Genomic DNA, 16,510 nt, shown 5'->3' on the forward strand with positions numbered 1-16,510 from the left:
ACTCTCTTCACTGTGCGGTGGCGGTGGCGGTGGCGGATGCCGGTACTGCGGGAGGGGAAGTGCGGCGGGAGACCCTGCGGGTGAGGCCGGGCGAGACGAGGAGCCTGGCCAGCCCGAGCAGGAGGAGTTCGACGGCCAGGGCGAGCGCGGCGACGAGGATCGCTCCGCCCGCCATCTGCGCGTAGTCGCTCTGGGCGAGGCCGTCGATGAGGAACCGGCCGAGACCGCCGAGCGAGACGTAAGCAGCCACGGTCGCGGTCGCGATGATCTGCAGCGCCGCGGCCCGGATCCCGGACAGGATCAGCGGCAGCGCGCACGGCAGTTGAACGCGCAGCAGGATGTCCCGGCCACGCCAGCCCATGCCGCGCGCGGCGTCGACGGCGGCGGCGTCCACCGCGAAGACACCCGCGTAGGTGTTGGTCAGGATCGGCGGCACCGCGAGCAGGACGAGCACGATCAGGCTCGGAATGGTGAACGCCAGGTCGGAGGCGATGTGCGGGGTGATCAGCAGCACCGCGATCATCAGCACACCCAGCGTCGGCAGGGCACGCAGCGCGTTGGCGAGGCCGCCGACCAGGAAGGCGCCGCGCCCGGTGTGACCGATCAGGAGGCCGACGGGCACGCCGATGACGAGGGCGATGGCCAGCGCCATGCCGGACAGTTCGAGGTGGGCCAGGGTCTGGGCGGGGATGCCGTCGGGACCGCTCCAGTTGACGGGATCGGTGAGCCAGCCGGTGATGCTCGTGCTCATCGGGCGGACCTCCTGGGCTGCCAAGGGGTGAGCGAGTGGCCGGCGAGCAGGATCAGCCCGTCCAGCACCAGCGCGATGACCAGGCTCAGTACGACGCCGGTGACGATCGGGGTGAAGAAGTGCAGCTGGAAGCCCTGCGTGAACAGCGAGCCGAGCTGCGGCACACCGAGCAGCGCAGCCATCGACACGATGCTGACGTTGGAGACCGCCGCGACCCGCAGCCCGGCGGCGATGACCGGTACGGCGATGGGCAGTTCGATCCGTATCAGCCGCTGGTGCGACCGGTAGCCCATGGCGTGGGCGGACTGGATGACGTCGGCGGGTACGGCCGCCAGCCCGTCGGCCACGACCCGCACCAGGAGCGCCGTTGTGTAGACGCTCAGCGCGATGACCACGTTGACCGGGTCGAGGATCCGGGTGCCGAGCAACTTCGGCAGCAGGATGAACAGAGCGAGGGAGGGCACCGTGTAGACCAGCCCGGCCAGCGCCACCAGCATCGGGTAGAGCCGGCGGCTGCGGTGGGCCAGCCGGCCCAGCGGCAGCGCGACCAACAGGCCGATGAGGAGCGGCAGTATGGACAGCCAGAGGTGCCATGCGGTGAGGTCGGCGATCTCTCCGGCGTTGTGGCGGAGCCATTCCGCGGCGGTCACAGGTGGCTCCCGGCGGGGGCCTCGGCGGCGGGCTCGACGGACCCCGCGGTGGCCCCCGCGGCGGACTCGACGGCGGACCCGGCGATGGCCCCCGCAGGGGCGGTCGCCGAGGCGGCTGCGGCCTCTTCGATCGCGCGGGCCACGGCTGTCGGCGACACGGTCCCGGCCAGGTGTCCTTCGGCGTCGACCAGGACACCGCGACCGCTGGGAGAGGACAGTGCCGCGTCCAGCAGTTCGCGGAGGGTGCTGTCCGTACGGGCCGTGGTGGCGCTGAGGTTGAGGTCCTGCTCGGTGACCCGGTCGCCGTCGAGCCGGTCGAGCGCGGCCCAGCCGACCGGCTCACCGCCGGGGGCGGTGACCAGGATCCAGCCGTCCAGCGCCGCCGCCTCGGCCTCGGCGCGCGTCGCGCCGAGCACGACGGCAGGCTCGGCGGCGGGAATCACGCCGTCTCCCGTACCGGCGAAGCCCAGCGCCCGGTAGCCCCGGTCACGGCCGACGAAGCCCGCGACGAAGGCGTCGGCGGGCCGGGCCAGCAGCTCGGCCGGGGCAGCGGCCTGTGCGAGCCGCCCGCCCTCGCGGAGCACCGCGACCTGGTCGCCGAGCTTGAGCGCCTCGTCGATGTCATGGGTGACCAGCACGATCGTCTTGCCGATCTCGCGCTGGAGGCGGAGGAACTCCTCCTGCAACTGGGCGCGTACGACCGGGTCGACGGCGCTGAACGGCTCGTCCATCAGCAGGTAGGGCGGGTCGGCGGCCAGCGCGCGGGCGACACCGACGCGCTGCTGCTGGCCGCCGGACAACTGCCAGGGGTAGCGGTCGGCGAACTGCGGGCCGAGGCCGACCCGTTCCAGCAGTTCCAGGGCCCGGGTCCGGGCCTCGCGGCGGCCGAGCCCGAGGAGCCGGGGGAGCGCCATGACGTTGTCGGCGACGTTCTTGTGCGGGAAGAGGCCGGCGTGCTGGATGACGTAACCGATCTTCCGTCGCAGCTCGGTGGCGTCGGTCCCGGAGACCGGCTGTCCGCCCAGTGTGATGGTGCCGGAGGTGGGCTCGATCAGGCGGTTGACCATGCGCATGGAGGTGGTCTTGCCGCAGCCGGACGGCCCCACCAGAACGGTGATCTTCCCGGTCGGTGCCTCCAGACTGAGCCGGTCGACGGCGACCGTACCGTCCGGATATGCCTTGGTGACGTTGTCGAATCGGATCATGACATTCTCTCCGTTACGGTGCCGTATGTCGGCTGTGCCGGCTGTGCCGGCGGCGGTAGCTGCCCGCCGAGCGAACGCGACAGGTCGTGGGCCTCACCGGCGAGCCGGACCCCGATCCGTACGACCTTGTCGCCGCGCAGCCGGTAGTCGGGGACCACCACGCTCAGGGCGGCGATCACCCTGGATCCGGTGAGCAGTGGTGCCGCGATCGCGGTGACGTCGTTCTCGACGCCGTCCTCCACGACGACGTAACCCCGGGCCGGCGTCTCCCCCGCGAACACCGCCCCGACCGCGCTGGCGCGCCGGGGGATCGTCCGGCCCACCCAACTGGTGTGCCGGACCGAGTGAGTGCCCTCGGTGATCGCGATGTACAGGGCGGTGTCCTCGTGCGAGGGGATGCTCAGGTACACCGACTCCTGGGTCACCGCGACGATCCGTTCCATCGCCTCGCGGCAGTACGGCACCAGGGACTCGTGACTCAGGGCCCGTGCCCCGAACTGCACGATCCGGGTGCCGGGGCGGAACGATCCGTCGGCCTCGCGTCGTACGAAGCCGCCGTTCTCCAGCGCGCGCAAGAGGCGCAGCGCGGTGCTGGCCGCCAGCCCGGTCTCCCGGGCGCTCTCCGCCAGGGTGATGGCCCCGTGCTCGCAGACCACGCCGAGCAGAGCCATCGCCCGCTCCGCAGTCCGTATCGACGTTTCGCCCATGCCCCACCTCCTGAATAGGTGGAAACACTAGAGACGGTTCTTTTCGGATGTATTCAGTCAGGTTTCTGTTGAGTGAATCCCGATTGCCACCAGACGGAATATGTGAAACGCATAGTGGCGACTTGAGCACGAAGAGTCACCACTCGGCAGGGGAAATACTTTCGGAAGGGCAGGATTGCACTGCCACAGATATGCGCGGAGCCCGAAAGAACATCCTGAGCAGGCCGCTCTGCCGCCTGGTGGCAATCGGGTTTCATCGGGCAGAAACCTCGGCGAGCGAGACGCGAAACCGGGCGTCCATAGCGTCCGATTCCATACACACGCACCGCTGGGAAGGAATACCGTGAGTGATTCTCGGGAGCCGGTGGGCATCGGATCCACGCCGCTGTCCATTGACGACATCGTGTCGGTGGCGCGGCACGGCGCCCCGGTGCTGCTCACCGAGGAAGCCGCCCTGGCGGTCAAGGGCATGCGCGTCCGGATGCTCGCGGGCCTCGACGTGGACGGACAGCCCGTCTACGGGCTCACCACGGGCGTCGGCGACCTCTACGACGTGTCGGTCGCCCCGGAGCACGTGTCGTCGGCCCAGCTGAAGATGCTCAAGAGCCATGCCTGCGGGGTGGGCGAGCCCTACCCGCCCGAAGTCATGCGCGCCATGATCCTCCTGATCGTGCGGGCGATGGCCCAGGGCCGCAGCGGAGTGGGCCTCGGTCTGGTCGAGACCCTCGTCGCGATGCTCAACCGAGGCGTCACCCCCTGGTCCCCCGGCCGCGGCTCGGTCGGCTATCTGATCGGCACCGCACACATCGGCCTGGTCACGGCCGGTCTCGGCCGGGCGTACTTCGAGGGCGAGCTGCTGCCCGGCGCCGAGGCGATGCGCCGCGCCGGTCTGCCCGTTCTCGAACTGGGCCCCCGCGAGGGTCACGCCCTGATCAGCGGCACGTACGAGGTGACCGCGATGGCGGCGCTCGCCGTCCACGACGCTTGGCTGCTGACCGCCGCCGCCGACATAGCGGCGGCGATGAGCCTGGAGGCCCTGCGCGGCAACGACCGCGCCTTCGACCCCCGCGTCCAGCAGGCCCGCCCGCACCCCGGCCAGGCGGCCACCGCCGCGAACCTGCGCGCCCTGCTCGACGGCAGCGCGATCGTGGCGGCGCACCGTCACCACCGCCTCCAGGACCCGCTGAGCCTGCGCTGCGCGCCCCAGGTCCACGGCAGCGTGCGCGACGCGCTGGACTACGCCGAGCGCACGGTCACCATCGAGGCCAACTCGGTCACCGACAACCCGCTGTTCTCCGTCGCCGGCGACGAGCTCACCGCCCACACCGGCGGCAACGGCCACGGCGCCCCGGTCGCCATGGCGCTGGACGTCCTCGCCATCGCCGTCACCCACCTGCTCAACATCTCCGAGCGCCGCACCGACCGCCTCACCAACGCCCACTTCAGCGAACTGCCGGCCTTCCTCGCGGCCCCCGGCGGCGAGGACTCCGGCTTCATGATCCCGCAGTACGTCGCCGCCTCGCTGGCCGCCGAGGCCCGCGCGCTCGCCCAGCCCGCCTCCGTGCACAACATCCCGACCTCGGCGATGCAGGAGGACCACGTCAGCATGGGCGTCCCCGCCGGCTGGCAGGCCCGGCAGGCGGTCGAGTACGCACAGCAGGGCCTCGGCATCGAGATCCTGGCGGCGGCGCAGGGGCTGGAGCACCACGGCACCCTGCGCCCGGGAGCCGGGACGGGGGCCGCGTACCGAGCGGTCCGGGAGCGGGTGGCCGCCCTGGAGGAGGACCGCGAGATGTACCCCGACCTCGCGGCGGCCCGGGAGCTGGTCGCGGACGGCAGCCTCGTGGCGGCCGTGGAAGCAGTAGTGGGAGGACTGGCCCGATGAAGAGCACGGTGACGAGCGAGAACAACGCAGATCAGAAAGGCCCGCTGTCCGGCGTCAAGGTCCTCGACCTCTCCCGGGTCCTGGCCGGTCCGCTCTGCGGGGCGCTGCTCGGTGACCTCGGAGCCGAGGTCACCAAGGTCGAGATGCCCGGCGCCGGCGACGACTCCCGGCACTTCGCCCCGCACATCAACGGCGAGAGCTCGTACTTCATGATGCTCAACCGGGGCAAACGCGGCATCACCCTCAACCTGAAGTCCGACGAGGGCCGCGACCTGCTGCACCGCCTGGTGCGCGACACGGACATCCTGATCGAGAACTACCGGCCCGGCGTCACCGCCCGCCTCGGCATCGACTACGACACCCTGGCCGCCGTCAACCCGCGCCTGGTGTACGTCAGCATCTCCGGCTTCGGCCAGACCGGACCACTCGCCCACCGCCCCGCCTACGACCACATCATCCAGGCCATGGGCGGCATCATGAGCCTCACCGGCTGGCCCGGCACCGGCCCGACCCGCGTCGGCGAGTCCATCGGCGACGTCGTCGCCGGGATGTACGGCTCGTACGGTGCCCTGGCCGCGCTCCGGCAACGCGACGTCACCGGGCACGGGCAGCACGTGGATGTCGCCATGTTCGACTCCGTGCTGTCCCTGCTGGTCGTGTCGCTGTCCCAGTTCACCGCCGACGGCACCGAACCCGAGCGGATCGGCAACCGTCATCCGGTCTCCGCCCCCATGGACAGCTTCCCCGCCCGCGACGGACAGGTCGTCCTCGCGGTCGCCAACGACGCCCTCTTCGCCCGTCTGTGCAAGGAGACCGGCATGCCCGAACTCCTCGACGACCCCCGCTTCGCCACGGACGCCCAGCGCGCCCGCCACCACGCCGAACTCCGGGTACTGATCGAGAACTGGACGCGTGGCCTGACGGTCGACGAGGCCGTGAACCGGCTGGAGGCGGCGGGCGTACCGGCAGGTCCCATCTGGAGCCTCAAGGAGGCCCTGGACAGCGACCACGCGCGGCAGCGACAGCTGCTGGGCACCGCACGGCACCCGGTGGCCGGCGAGGTCGCCGTGATGCGTCAGCCCGTCCGCTTCTCCGGAGCGCAGCCCGCCGCCCCCGCACCCGCGCCGGTCCTCGGGCAGCACACGGACGAGGTGCTGGCCGCCGCGCTCGGGCTGAGCCCCGACGAGATCGCGGGCCTGCGCGCCCGTGGCGCGATCTGAGCCCTCGAATGGAGAGAGACATGCCGGAGAAGAAACTGCCCACCGTGGCGGTGATCGGCGCCGGGACCATGGGCGCGGGCATCGCCCAGGTCTTCGCCCGAGCGGGCTGCCGGGTCGCCCTGTGGTCCCGCAGCGAAGCCACCCTGGACGCCGCGCGCGCCCTCGTCCCGGACGAGGTCCTCCGCACGCGTTCGCTGTCGGAGGCGCTGGACGGCGCGGACGTGGTGAGCGAGAACGTCGCCGAAGTGGTCGCCCTCAAGCAGGACGTCCTCGCCTCGATCGAGGCCGCGGTGACACCGGACTGCCTGCTCACCACCAACACCTCCAGCGTGCCGATCACCCTGCTGGGCACGGCACTTGACGATCCCGGCCGGTTCCTCGGCATGCACTGGTTCAATCCCGCGCCGGTCATGCCGCTCGTCGAACTCGTCGCCGGCGAGGCCACCTCCGCGACGGCGATGGAGCGCGCCGAGTCGCTGACCCGGCGGCTCGGCAAGCTGCCCGTCGTCGTACGGGCGGATGTCCCCGGCTTCGTCGTCAACCGTATCCAGTACGCGGTGCTGCGCGAGGTGCTGCACCTGGTGGAGTCGGGCGTGACCTCCGTGGCGGACGCCGACCTGGCGGTCCGTACGACGCTCGCCCCACGCTGGGCGGCCTGCGGCCCACTGGAGCTGATGGACCTGGCCGGGCTGGACGTGGTCGAGCAGGTGTCGGCGATCCTGATGCCCGAGCTGAGCCGCTCGGCCGAGGTGCCGGAGTCCGTGAGGAAACTGGTGGCCGAAGGCGCTCTGGGCGCCAAGTCGGGACGCGGCTTCTACGAGTGGCCCGGCGAACGGGCCGACCGGGTCAAGGCCCACCGGGACGCCGTCGTCAGGCAGTTGACCCACGATGGCTGACGGCACCGGCACCATTCTGACCCGTACTGAGGACGCGGTCGGCCACGTCCGCCTCCACCGCCCCGAAGCGGCCAACGCGTTGAGCCGCGCCATGATGACGGCTCTGCTGGACGCCGTACGCGCCTGGGACGCCGACCCCGACGTCCGCTGCGTCGTCATCAGCGGCACGGAACGCCTCTTCGCGGCCGGCGCCGACATCGCCGACCTGGCGGAACTCTCGGAGTCCGGCCCGGTCGGCACGTACCTCGATGATTTCAGCGACCTGTGGGAGGCCCTGTACGCCACCCGCATCCCTCTCGTCGCGGCGGTCAACGGCCATGTCCTGGGCGGCGGCTGCGAACTCGCCATGATCTGCGACCTCGTCATCGCCTCGGACACCGCCCGCTTCGGCCAGCCCGAGCTGCGTCTCGGTGCGATCCCCGGTGCGGGCGGCACCCAACGCCTCGTCCGCGCGGTCGGCAAGGCCCTCGCGATGGACATGATCCTCACCGGCCGCACCATCACCGCCCCCGAAGCCCTCGCCGCCGGCCTCGTCAGCCGCGTCGTACCCCCCGACCAGCTCGACCGCACAGCCCACGACACGGCCCGCACCATCGCCGCCCACCCCGCGACCGCGGTCCGACTGGCGAAGGAGGCGGTGCTGACGGCCTTCGAGACGCCCCTCTCTGTCGGCATCCGCACCGAACGCCGCCTGGCCGCCCTCAACTCCTCCACCGACGACCACACCCAGGGCCTGCGGGCCTTCCTCGACAAGCGCCGGAGCAACGAACGATGACTGGAATTTCTGGACCGAGGACCGTGCGCGCTCCGCGCGGGAGCTCGCTCAGCGCGCAGGGCTGGCAGCAGGAGGCGGCGCTGCGGATGCTGCAGAACAACCTGGATCCGGAAGTCGCCGAGCACCCCGACAAGCTCGTCGTCTACGGCGGCACGGGAAAGGCGGCGCGTGACTGGCGGTCGTTCGACGCCATGGTCCGCACCCTGCGAACCCTGAAGCAGGACGAGACGATGCTGGTGCAGTCCGGCCGTCCGGTGGGGGTGATGCAGACCCACGAGTGGGCCCCGCGGGTCCTGATCGCCAACTCCAACCTGGTTGGCGACTGGGCCAACTGGGAGGAGTTCCGGCGCCTGGAGGCCCTGGGCCTGACCATGTACGGGCAGATGACCGCCGGTTCCTGGATCTATATCGGTACGCAGGGCATCCTCCAGGGCACCTACGAGACCTTCTCCGCCGTCGCCGCGAAGAAGTTCGGCGGCACCCTCGCGGGCACGATCACGCTGACGGCCGGCCTCGGCGGCATGGGCGGCGCGCAGCCCCTCGCCGTGACCATGAACGACGGCGTCGCGATCTGTATCGACGTCGACCCGCGCGCCATCGAGCGCCGTATCGAGCACCGCTACCTCGACGTGCGCGCGGACTCGCTGCAGCACGCCCTGCAGCTGGCGGTGGAGGCCCGGGACGCCCGCCGCCCTCTGTCGATCGGCCTGCTCGGCAACGCGGCCGAACTGCTCCCGCAGATGCTCGCCGAGGGCGCCCCCATCGACATCGTGACCGACCAGACCTCGGCCCACGACCCCCTCGCCTACCTCCCCATCGGCGTCGACTTCGACGACATGGCCGACGCCGCGGCCAAGGACCCGGCGGGCTTCACCACCCGCGCCCGTGAGTCCATGGCCAAGCACGTCGAGGCGATGGTCGGCTTCATGGACGCCGGCGCCGAGGTCTTCGACTACGGCAACTCGATCCGCGGCGAGGCCCAACTCGCCGGATACGAGCGGGCGTTCGCCTTCCCCGGCTTCGTGCCTGCCTATATCCGGCCGCTGTTCAGCGAGGGCAAGGGGCCCTTCCGCTGGGCCGCCCTGTCCGGTGAGGCCTCCGACATCCACAAGACCGACAAGGCGATCCTGGAGCTCTTCCCGGAGAACGAGTCCTTGCACCGCTGGATCAAGATGGCCGGCGAGCGCGTCCACTTCCAGGGCCTGCCCGCCCGTATCTGCTGGCTCGGCTACGGCGAGCGGGACAAGGCCGGTGAGCGGTTCAACGACATGGTCGCCAGTGGTGAGCTGGCCGCCCCGCTCGCCATCGGCCGCGACCACCTCGACTCGGGCTCCGTCGCCTCCCCGTACCGCGAGACCGAGGCCATGCTCGACGGCTCCGACGCGATCGCCGACTGGCCGCTGCTCAACGCCATGGTCAACGTGGCCTCCGGCGCGTCCTGGGTCTCCATCCACCACGGCGGCGGCGTCGGCATGGGGCGCTCCATCCATGCCGGCCAGGTCTCCGTCGCCGACGGCACCGCACTCGCCGGCGAGAAGATGCGCCGCGTGCTGACCAACGACCCCGGCATGGGTGTCATCCGCCACGTCGACGCCGGCTACGACATCGCGGAGACGGTCGCCGACGAGCGGGGCGTCCGGGTGCCTATGCGCGAAGGTGTCTGATCCCCGGAACGCGCATCGCTCTCCCAGAACGCGCCGAGGTCACCACCGCTCACTCCACGAACAGCCCGCGCGCCGCCTCCCCCGCGTCGAACTGCTCCAGCCGGACCTGCGCGTCCGGCAGGTCGTCGCAGATCGCCTCCAGCAGCACCCGGCCCAGCAGTATCGGCGCGCAGGCGGTGTCGAAGGCGAGCCCGGTGCCGACGGCGGCGAGCAGCAGCAGGTCGGACACAGAAGGCAATGACGGCGAGCACGATCTGTTGCGCGAGGCGGGGTGCACCTATATCTGGCCGACACGGACCTATCAGCCAAATAAATCACCCTATATCGGACACAGATTGGCCCCTGGCTTGGCCCCTGAGACGGCAGAGCCCCCCTCACATTCGCTGCACAACCATCGAACCCGAGCGAGGGGACGACAAAACCGCAGGTCAGATCGTTTCCGCGCGCGCAGCGAGTGGTGGGGCGGGTGGGACTCGAACCCACGGCCGACGGATTATGAGTCCGCTGCTCTAACCGGCTGAGCTACCGCCCCATCGCGGCGTGTCGCGTACACGTGTGCGCGCCGTCTGCCGCAGCATAGCCGCTCATACGATCTCCTGCTTCGGATGGTCGACTTCGCCTGCCCTGGAGGACTGCGGCGCGCTGAGCCCGGTTCCCACGGACATGAAAAAGGACCCCTACGGGGCCCTCGTTCACGTTGCTCTCCCGACTGGACTCGAACCAGTAACCTGCCGGTTAACAGCCGGCTGCTCTGCCAATTGAGCTACGGAAGATCGAAGCTCCCCCGACTGGACTCGAACCAGTAACCTGCCGGTTAACAGCCGGCTGCTCTGCCAATTGAGCTACGGAGGATTGCCTCGCTGCATCGAACGTTGCTCCCTGGGTATTCGCCAGGGGGCGGGCGGTCGCTGCGACACATACATTAGCGCAAGCAGGGGGGTGCTCCGCCAATCGGTTCCCCTCTGGCACCGATGCCGCGCCGCAGACCAACACGAGGGAAGGGTGGCTGTCATGCGCTACCGGCTCACGTTCGTCGTCGGACTCGCTCTGGGTTACGTGCTGGGCACGAAGGCCGGACGCGAGCGCTACGAGCAGCTGAAGAAGTCCGCCCGCCAGGTCGCACAGAACCCCGCCGTCCGCAATACCGCGGAGACGGCGGCTCAGCAGGGCCGCCAGTACGCGGGCAAGGCGTACCACGTGGTGAGCGAGAAGGTGGGTGACCGGGTGCCCGACTCGGTGGCCCAGCGGGTGCGATCCCTGCGCGATCACCACACGAACGGGGCCGCCGGGGACGACTGGGGTACCAGCAATACCTAGCGGTCCGGGCCGTGTCGGGGGCCCTTCGACGGACAGGGGCCCCCGAGCCGACACGTTCACCCCTCGCGGTACGGCAGAATTTTGGCCATGGGGATAGTCGCCGGGCTGGACAGTTCGCCCGAATTCACTCGCATCGTCGTCTGTGACGCGGACACGGGCGCCGTGCTGAGGCAGGGTTACGCACCGCATCCGGTGGAGAACACCGACGGCGGTGCGCGGCCTTCCGATGTCGACCCGCAGGCCTGGCTGCTGTCCCTCGGTGAAGCCGCCGGCGGCGGGCTGCTGGAGGGCGTGCAGGCCATCGGCGTGTCCGCGCAGCAGAACGCGGTGGTGCCGCTGGACTCCCAGGGCAACACCGTGCGGCCGGCGATGGTCGGCGGGGACCGGCGGGCGCAGGTCGCGGCGGCCGATCTGGTCGACGCGCTCGGCGGGCGCGAGGCGTGGGCGCAGGCCGTGGGCTGTGTGCCGCAGGCCGCGCAGCCGGTGGCGAAGCTGCGCTGGCTCGCCAAGACCGAACCCGAGGCCGCCCAGCGCACGGCCGTCCTGCTGCAGGCCCACGACTGGCTGGTGTGGCAGCTGCTCGGGCGGCCGGTGAGACGGACCACCGATCGCGGTGGGGCGTCCGGGACCGGGTACTGGTCCGCCGCCACGGGTGCCTACCGGGCCGATCTCGTCGAGCTGGCGCTCGGCCACCAGGTCATGCTGCCCGAGGTGATCGGGCCCTCCGACGCGGCCGGTACGACTCCGGAAGGGCTGCTGATCTCCGCCGGGACCGGCGAGACGATGTCCGCCGCCTTCGGGCTGGGGCTCGGTCTGGGCGATGCGGTGGTGTCGCTCGGGGCCTCCGGTTCCGTGATGGCCGTGCACCCCGAGGCGCTCGTGGACCAGAGCGGGATGATCACGTCGTTGGCGGACGCCACCGGCATGCACCTGCCGGTCGTCACCACGCTGAATGCCGTACGGACCCTGCGCGGGGCCGCCGAGATGCTGGGGCTCGCCGATCTGGAGAGCCTGTCCGAGCTGGCGATGAAGTCGACGCCGGGGGCGCACGGACTGGTGCTGCTGCCCTATCTGGAGGGTGAGCGGACGCCGAGTCTGCCGCACACCGCCGGGACGTTGGCCGGCCTCAGGCGTGAGTCGATGAAGCCGGAGCATCTGGCGCGGGCCGCGTTCGAGGGCATGCTGTGCGGGCTCGCGGACGCGCTCGACGTGATGCGCGGCCGGGGTGTGGAGGTGCGGCGCGTCTTCCTGCTGGGGGCGGCCGCCGAGCTGCCCGCCGTGCAGGCGGCGGCGCCCGCGCTGTTCGGCGCGCAGGTCGTCGTACCGCAGCCGGCGGACTACGCGGCGATCGGGGCGGCCCGGCAGGCCGCCTGGGCGCTCGGCGTGTCGCAGGGGAACCTCGACCCGCGCACCCCGCCGGCCTGGCAGGGAGCGGCGGCGCAGGTTCTGGAGCCCGGCGAGGACCTGGCGGTGGGGCAGGCCGTACGGCAGCAGTTCGTGTCGGTGCGGGAGCAGACACATCCGGGGGCGTTCCGGTCATAGCGGAACGTAAGACTCCGGTATGAGCCTGGGCCGGAAGGCCGAGTGAAGCACTGCTGTCGGCTTAATCGGTTGAGGTAACACGGGTGGAGTGTCCGACGATAGGGGCCAGGGGCAACCAAACCCCGCCCCCACCGCCGACTCCGAGAGACCAAGCGTGCTCATACGACTTCTGCGGACCTATCTCAGGCCCTACAAGAAACCCATCACCCTTCTGGTGCTGCTGCAGTTCCTGCAGACCTGCGCCACTCTCTACCTGCCCACGCTGAACGCGGACATCATCGACAGCGGCGTCGTGAAGGGCGACACCGGCTACATCCTCTCGTTCGGCGCGCTGATGATCGGCATCTCGCTCGTGCAGGTCGTGTGCAACGTGGGTGCCGTGTACCACGGCGCGAAGACCGCGTCGGCGCTCGGCCGGGACCTTCGGGCCGCCGTCTTCGACCGGGTGCAGTCCTTCTCGGCGCGCGAGGTCGGCCAGTTCGGCGCGCCCTCGCTGATCACCCGGACGACCAATGACGTCCAGCAGGTCCAGATGCTGGCCCTGATGACGTTCACCCTGATGGTGTCGGCACCGATCATGTGTGTGGGCGGCATCGTGCTGGCGCTCGGCCTCGACGTACCGCTGTCCGGGGTGCTGGTCGCGGTCGTGCCGGTGATGGGGATCTGCGTGACGCTGATCGTGCGCGCCCTGCGCCCACTGTTCCGGTCCATGCAGGTGAAGCTGGACACGGTGAACCGGGTGCTGCGCGAGCAGATCACCGGCAACCGCGTGATCCGCGCCTTCGTCCGGGACGAGTACGAGGAGCAGCGGTTCAGGAAGGCCAACGCCGATCTGACGGACACCGCCCTGGGCGCCGGCAACCTGCTCGCACTGATGTTCCCGATGGTCATGACGGTGGTGAACCTGTCGTCGATCGCGGTGGTGTGGTTCGGCGCCCACCGCATCGACAGCGGGCAGATGCAGATCGGCGACCTGACCGCGTTCCTCGCCTATCTGATGCAGATCGTGATGTCCGTGATGATGGCCACCTTCATGTTCATGATGGTGCCGCGCGCCGAGGTGTGCGCCGAGCGCATCGAGGAGGTCCTGGACACCTCTTCGAGTGTGGTGCCGCCGACGGCCCCGGTGCTCGAACTGCGCCGGCACGGCCACCTGGAGATCCGCGGGGCGGGCTTCCGCTACCCGGGTGCCGAGGAGCCGGTGCTGAAGGCGATCGACCTGGTGGCCCGGCCGGGCGAGACGACCGCCGTGATCGGCTCGACCGGCAGCGGCAAGTCGACGCTGCTCGGGCTGGTGCCGCGGCTGTTCGACGCGACCGACGGCGAGGTCCTCGTCGACGGTGTCGACGTGGCGACCATCGACCCGGTGCTGCTGGCGAAGACCGTCGGCATGGTGCCGCAGCGGCCGTACCTGTTCGCGGGCACGGTCGCCACCAACCTGCGCTACGGCAATCCCGACGCGAGTGACGAGGAGCTGTGGCACGCGCTGGAGGTGGCGCAGGCCAAGGGCTTCGTGAAGGGACTGGAGGGCGGGCTCGACGCGCCGATCGCCCAGGGCGGGACGAACGTGTCGGGCGGTCAGCGGCAGCGGCTCGCGATCGCCCGCACCCTGGTGCAGCGTCCGGAGATCTACCTCTTCGACGACTCCTTCTCCGCGCTCGACTACGCGACCGACGCAGCCCTGCGCGCCGCGCTGGCCGACGAGACCGCCGAGGCGACCGTCGTGATCGTCGCCCAGCGGGTGTCGACCATCCGGGACGCCGACCGGATCGTCGTCCTCGACGAGGGACGGGTCGTCGGCACCGGCAGGCACCACGAGCTCATGGCGGACAACGAGACCTACCGGGAGATCGTGCTCTCCCAGCTCACGGAAGCGGAGGCTGCCTGATGGCGGGGCCTGCGGGACGGATGATGGCCGGGACCGGCCCCGACCACCGTTCGATGGACTTCAAGGGGGCGGGCAAACGACTCATCACCCACTTCAAGCCCGAGCGGCTGACCATCTACGCGCTGCTGGTCTGCGTGACGGTGAGCGTCGCCCTGTCGGTCGTGGGGCCGAAGATCCTCGGCAAGGCCACCGACCTGGTCTTCGCGGGAATCGTCGGGCGGCAGATGCCGGCCGGGCAGACCAAGGCGGAGGTCCTCGACGCCATGCGCGAGCGGGGCGAGGGCTCCGTCGCCGACATGCTCCGCAGCACCGACTTCACCCCTGGCCAGGGCATCGACTTCGGTGCCGTCGGGGAGGTGCTGCTGCTCGCGCTCGCCGTGTTCGTGGTGGCCGGCGCGCTGATGCTGGTGGCGACCCGGCTGGTGAACCGGGCGGTCAACCGGACGATGTACCGGATGCGCGAGGACGTGCAGACGAAGCTGTCGCGGCTGCCGTTGTCGTACTTCGACAAGCGGCAGCGCGGTGAGGTGCTGTCCCGGGCCACCAACGACATCGACAACATCGGGCAGACCCTCCAGCAGTCGATGGGCCAGCTCATCAACTCGCTGCTCACCATCGTCGGTGTGCTCGTGATGATGTTCTGGGTGTCCTGGCTGCTGGCGCTGGTCGCGCTCGTCACCGTGCCGCTGTCGTTCGTCGTCGCCACGCGTGTCGGCAAGCGGTCGCAGCCGCACTTCGTGCAGCAGTGGCGCTCCACCGGCAAGCTGAACGCGCACGTCGAGGAGATGTACACCGGGCACAACCTGGTCAAGGTGTTCGGCCGTCAGGAGGACTCGGCGAAGCAGTTCGCCGAGCAGAACGACGCCCTGTACGAGGCCGGGTTCAAGGCGCAGTTCAACAGCGGGGTCATGCAGCCGCTGATGATGTTCGTGTCGAACCTGAACTATGTGCTGGTCGCGGTCGTCGGCGGGCTGCGGGTCGCGGCCGGTGCGCTGTCCATCGGCGATGTGCAGGCCTTCATCCAGTACTCGCGGCAGTTCTCGATGCCGCTGACGCAGGTCGCGTCGATGGCGAACCTGGTGCAGTCGGGCGTGGCCTCGGCCGAGCGGATCTTCGAACTCCTGGACGCGGAGGAGCAGGAGGCGGATCCGGTGCCGGGTGTGAGGCCCGAGGAGCTGCGCGGGCGGGTGGCGCTGGAGCACGTGTCGTTCCGGTACGACCCGGAGAAGCCGCTGATCGAGGATCTCTCCCTGACGGTGGAGCCGGGCCACACGGTCGCGATCGTCGGCCCCACGGGAGCCGGCAAGACCACGCTGGTCAATCTCCTCATGCGGTTCTACGAGGTGTCCGGCGGGCGGATCACCCTCGACGGCGTCGACGTCGCCCGGATGTCCCGGGACGAGCTGCGCGCCGGGATCGGCATGGTGCTGCAGGACACCTGGCTGTTCGGCGGCACGATCGCCGAGAACATCGCGTACGGTGCCGCGCGCGAGGTCACGCGCGGAGAGATCGAGGAGGCGGCCCGTGCCGCCCACGCGGACCGGTTCGTGCGGACGCTGCCCGACGGGTACGACACCGTGATCGACGACGAGGGCAGCGGGGTCAGCGCGGGTGAGAAGCAGCTCATCACCATCGCGCGGGCGTTCCTGTCGGACCCGGTGATCCTGGTCCTCGACGAGGCGACGAGTTCCGTGGACACCCGCACGGAGGTGCTGATCCAGAAGGCGATGGCCAAGCTGGCGCACGGGCGTACGTCGTTCGTGATCGCGCACCGGCTGTCGACGATCCGGGACGCGGACACGATCCTGGTGATGGAGAACGGGTCGATCGTGGAGCAGGGCACGCATACCGACCTGCTGGCGGCCGACGGGGCGTATGCGCGGCTGTACCAGGCGCAGTTCGCGCAGGCGGTGGCCGAGGTGGACTAGCCTTTTCGCCCCCGCCGCCCCTTCCCGTCCCGTCCCTGGGGGCGGCTGCGCCCCCAGACCCCCGCTTTCGGCCCGAAGGGCC

General features: G+C 70.5%; 13 protein-coding genes, 3 tRNA genes and 1 pseudogene. 9 read left to right on the plus strand and 8 right to left on the minus strand.

Annotation, left to right across the window (positions count from 1 at the left end; translation table 11 throughout):
• Positions 1–7: 7 nt before the first annotated feature.
• Genes ACWBNA_RS17475 through ACWBNA_RS17490 form a run of 4 tightly spaced genes read right to left on the minus strand, consistent with a single transcriptional unit; the run spans position 8 to position 3,313 of the window.
• Complete coding sequence (locus tag ACWBNA_RS17475; protein ID WP_345570832.1) at positions 8–751, minus strand: ABC transporter permease; 744 nt, start codon at positions 749–751, stop codon at positions 8–10.
• Entirely contained in the window at positions 748–1,401 is a 654-nt protein-coding gene (locus ACWBNA_RS17480) for an ABC transporter permease (RefSeq protein ID WP_266396739.1), read from the minus strand. Before ACWBNA_RS17480 ends, ACWBNA_RS17475 begins: the two co-directional genes overlap by 4 nt.
• Complete coding sequence (locus ACWBNA_RS17485) at positions 1,398–2,606, minus strand: ABC transporter ATP-binding protein (protein ID WP_482705269.1); 1,209 nt, start codon at positions 2,604–2,606, stop codon at positions 1,398–1,400. Before ACWBNA_RS17485 ends, ACWBNA_RS17480 begins: the two co-directional genes overlap by 4 nt.
• Positions 2,603–3,313 (minus strand): IclR family transcriptional regulator, encoded by a 711-nt coding sequence (locus ACWBNA_RS17490; RefSeq protein WP_345570838.1) that lies wholly within the window; start codon positions 3,311–3,313, stop codon positions 2,603–2,605. Before ACWBNA_RS17490 ends, ACWBNA_RS17485 begins: the two co-directional genes overlap by 4 nt.
• Before the next feature lie 343 nt (positions 3,314–3,656).
• Between ACWBNA_RS17490 and ACWBNA_RS17495 the strand changes: the two genes are divergently transcribed.
• Genes ACWBNA_RS17495 through hutU form a run of 5 tightly spaced genes read left to right on the plus strand, consistent with a single transcriptional unit; the run spans position 3,657 to position 9,753 of the window.
• Positions 3,657–5,198, plus strand: coding sequence for an HAL/PAL/TAL family ammonia-lyase (locus tag ACWBNA_RS17495; RefSeq protein WP_482705270.1), 1,542 nt, complete (start codon positions 3,657–3,659; stop codon positions 5,196–5,198).
• Positions 5,195–6,418, plus strand: coding sequence for a CaiB/BaiF CoA transferase family protein (locus tag ACWBNA_RS17500; protein WP_482705271.1), 1,224 nt, complete (start codon positions 5,195–5,197; stop codon positions 6,416–6,418). Before ACWBNA_RS17495 ends, ACWBNA_RS17500 begins: the two co-directional genes overlap by 4 nt.
• Before the next feature lie 20 nt (positions 6,419–6,438).
• On the plus strand, positions 6,439–7,314 hold the full coding sequence (locus ACWBNA_RS17505) for a 3-hydroxyacyl-CoA dehydrogenase family protein (protein WP_345570844.1): 876 nt from the start codon (positions 6,439–6,441) through the stop codon (positions 7,312–7,314).
• Positions 7,307–8,089 (plus strand): enoyl-CoA hydratase-related protein, encoded by a 783-nt coding sequence (locus tag ACWBNA_RS17510; protein ID WP_055634697.1) that lies wholly within the window; start codon positions 7,307–7,309, stop codon positions 8,087–8,089. The genes ACWBNA_RS17505 and ACWBNA_RS17510 overlap by 8 nt, the downstream gene beginning before the upstream one ends.
• A 5-nt stretch (positions 8,090–8,094) precedes the next feature.
• Positions 8,095–9,753: a urocanate hydratase gene (gene hutU, locus ACWBNA_RS17515; protein ID WP_482705321.1), complete on the plus strand. Its 1,659-nt coding sequence runs from the start codon at positions 8,095–8,097 to the stop codon at positions 9,751–9,753.
• A gap of 49 nt (positions 9,754–9,802) precedes the next feature.
• Here hutU and ACWBNA_RS17520 read toward each other — a convergent pair.
• From ACWBNA_RS17520 to ACWBNA_RS17535, 4 genes and pseudogenes are all read right to left on the minus strand, one after another.
• A pseudogene (locus ACWBNA_RS17520) lies at positions 9,803–9,982 on the minus strand (MurR/RpiR family transcriptional regulator); the annotation flags it as partial.
• A gap of 226 nt (positions 9,983–10,208) precedes the next feature.
• A tRNA-Ile gene (locus tag ACWBNA_RS17525) sits at positions 10,209–10,285 on the minus strand.
• A 168-nt stretch (positions 10,286–10,453) separates the two neighbouring features.
• Positions 10,454–10,526: transfer RNA gene (locus ACWBNA_RS17530), tRNA-Asn, on the minus strand.
• Positions 10,527–10,532: 6 nt separating this feature from the next.
• Positions 10,533–10,605, minus strand: a tRNA-Asn gene (locus ACWBNA_RS17535).
• 159 nt (positions 10,606–10,764) lie between these two features.
• On the opposite strand from ACWBNA_RS17535, the gene ACWBNA_RS17540 reads away from it, so the two are divergent.
• The 4 genes from ACWBNA_RS17540 (at position 10,765) to ACWBNA_RS17555 (ending at position 16,428) form a co-directional block, all read left to right on the plus strand.
• On the plus strand, positions 10,765–11,070 hold the full coding sequence (locus ACWBNA_RS17540; protein WP_468654125.1) for a YtxH domain-containing protein: 306 nt from the start codon (positions 10,765–10,767) through the stop codon (positions 11,068–11,070).
• An 87-nt stretch (positions 11,071–11,157) separates the two neighbouring features.
• Positions 11,158–12,612 (plus strand): FGGY family carbohydrate kinase, encoded by a 1,455-nt coding sequence (locus ACWBNA_RS17545; RefSeq protein ID WP_482705272.1) that lies wholly within the window; start codon positions 11,158–11,160, stop codon positions 12,610–12,612.
• Positions 12,613–12,766: 154 nt separating this feature from the next.
• A complete protein-coding gene (locus tag ACWBNA_RS17550) occupies positions 12,767–14,500 on the plus strand; it encodes an ABC transporter ATP-binding protein (protein ID WP_482705273.1) in 1,734 nt (577 codons plus the stop codon).
• Positions 14,500–16,428, plus strand: a complete 1,929-nt coding sequence (locus ACWBNA_RS17555) for an ABC transporter ATP-binding protein (protein ID WP_482705274.1) — start codon at positions 14,500–14,502, stop codon at positions 16,426–16,428. The genes ACWBNA_RS17550 and ACWBNA_RS17555 overlap by 1 nt, the downstream gene beginning before the upstream one ends.
• The last annotated feature ends 82 nt before the right edge of the window (positions 16,429–16,510 follow it).

This window comes from Streptomyces sp. Q2, assembly GCF_056820935.1.

Bases quoted from the DNA above. Each gene is read 5' to 3' on its own strand.
- ACWBNA_RS17545 (WP_482705272.1), top strand. From the start codon at position 11,158: ATGGGGATAGTCGCCGGGCTGGACAGTTCGCCCGAATTCACTCGCATC.
- ACWBNA_RS17510 (WP_055634697.1), top strand. From the start codon at position 7,307: ATGGCTGACGGCACCGGCACCATTCTGACCCGTACTGAGGACGCGGTC.
- ACWBNA_RS17490 (WP_345570838.1), bottom strand. From the start codon at position 3,313: ATGGGCGAAACGTCGATACGGACTGCGGAGCGGGCGATGGCTCTGCTC.
- ACWBNA_RS17500 (WP_482705271.1), top strand. From the start codon at position 5,195: ATGAAGAGCACGGTGACGAGCGAGAACAACGCAGATCAGAAAGGCCCG.
- ACWBNA_RS17505 (WP_345570844.1), top strand. From the start codon at position 6,439: ATGCCGGAGAAGAAACTGCCCACCGTGGCGGTGATCGGCGCCGGGACC.
- ACWBNA_RS17485 (WP_482705269.1), bottom strand. From the start codon at position 2,606: ATGATCCGATTCGACAACGTCACCAAGGCATATCCGGACGGTACGGTC.
- ACWBNA_RS17475 (WP_345570832.1), bottom strand. From the start codon at position 751: ATGAGCACGAGCATCACCGGCTGGCTCACCGATCCCGTCAACTGGAGC.
- ACWBNA_RS17555 (WP_482705274.1), top strand. From the start codon at position 14,500: ATGGCGGGGCCTGCGGGACGGATGATGGCCGGGACCGGCCCCGACCAC.
- ACWBNA_RS17540 (WP_468654125.1), top strand. From the start codon at position 10,765: ATGCGCTACCGGCTCACGTTCGTCGTCGGACTCGCTCTGGGTTACGTG.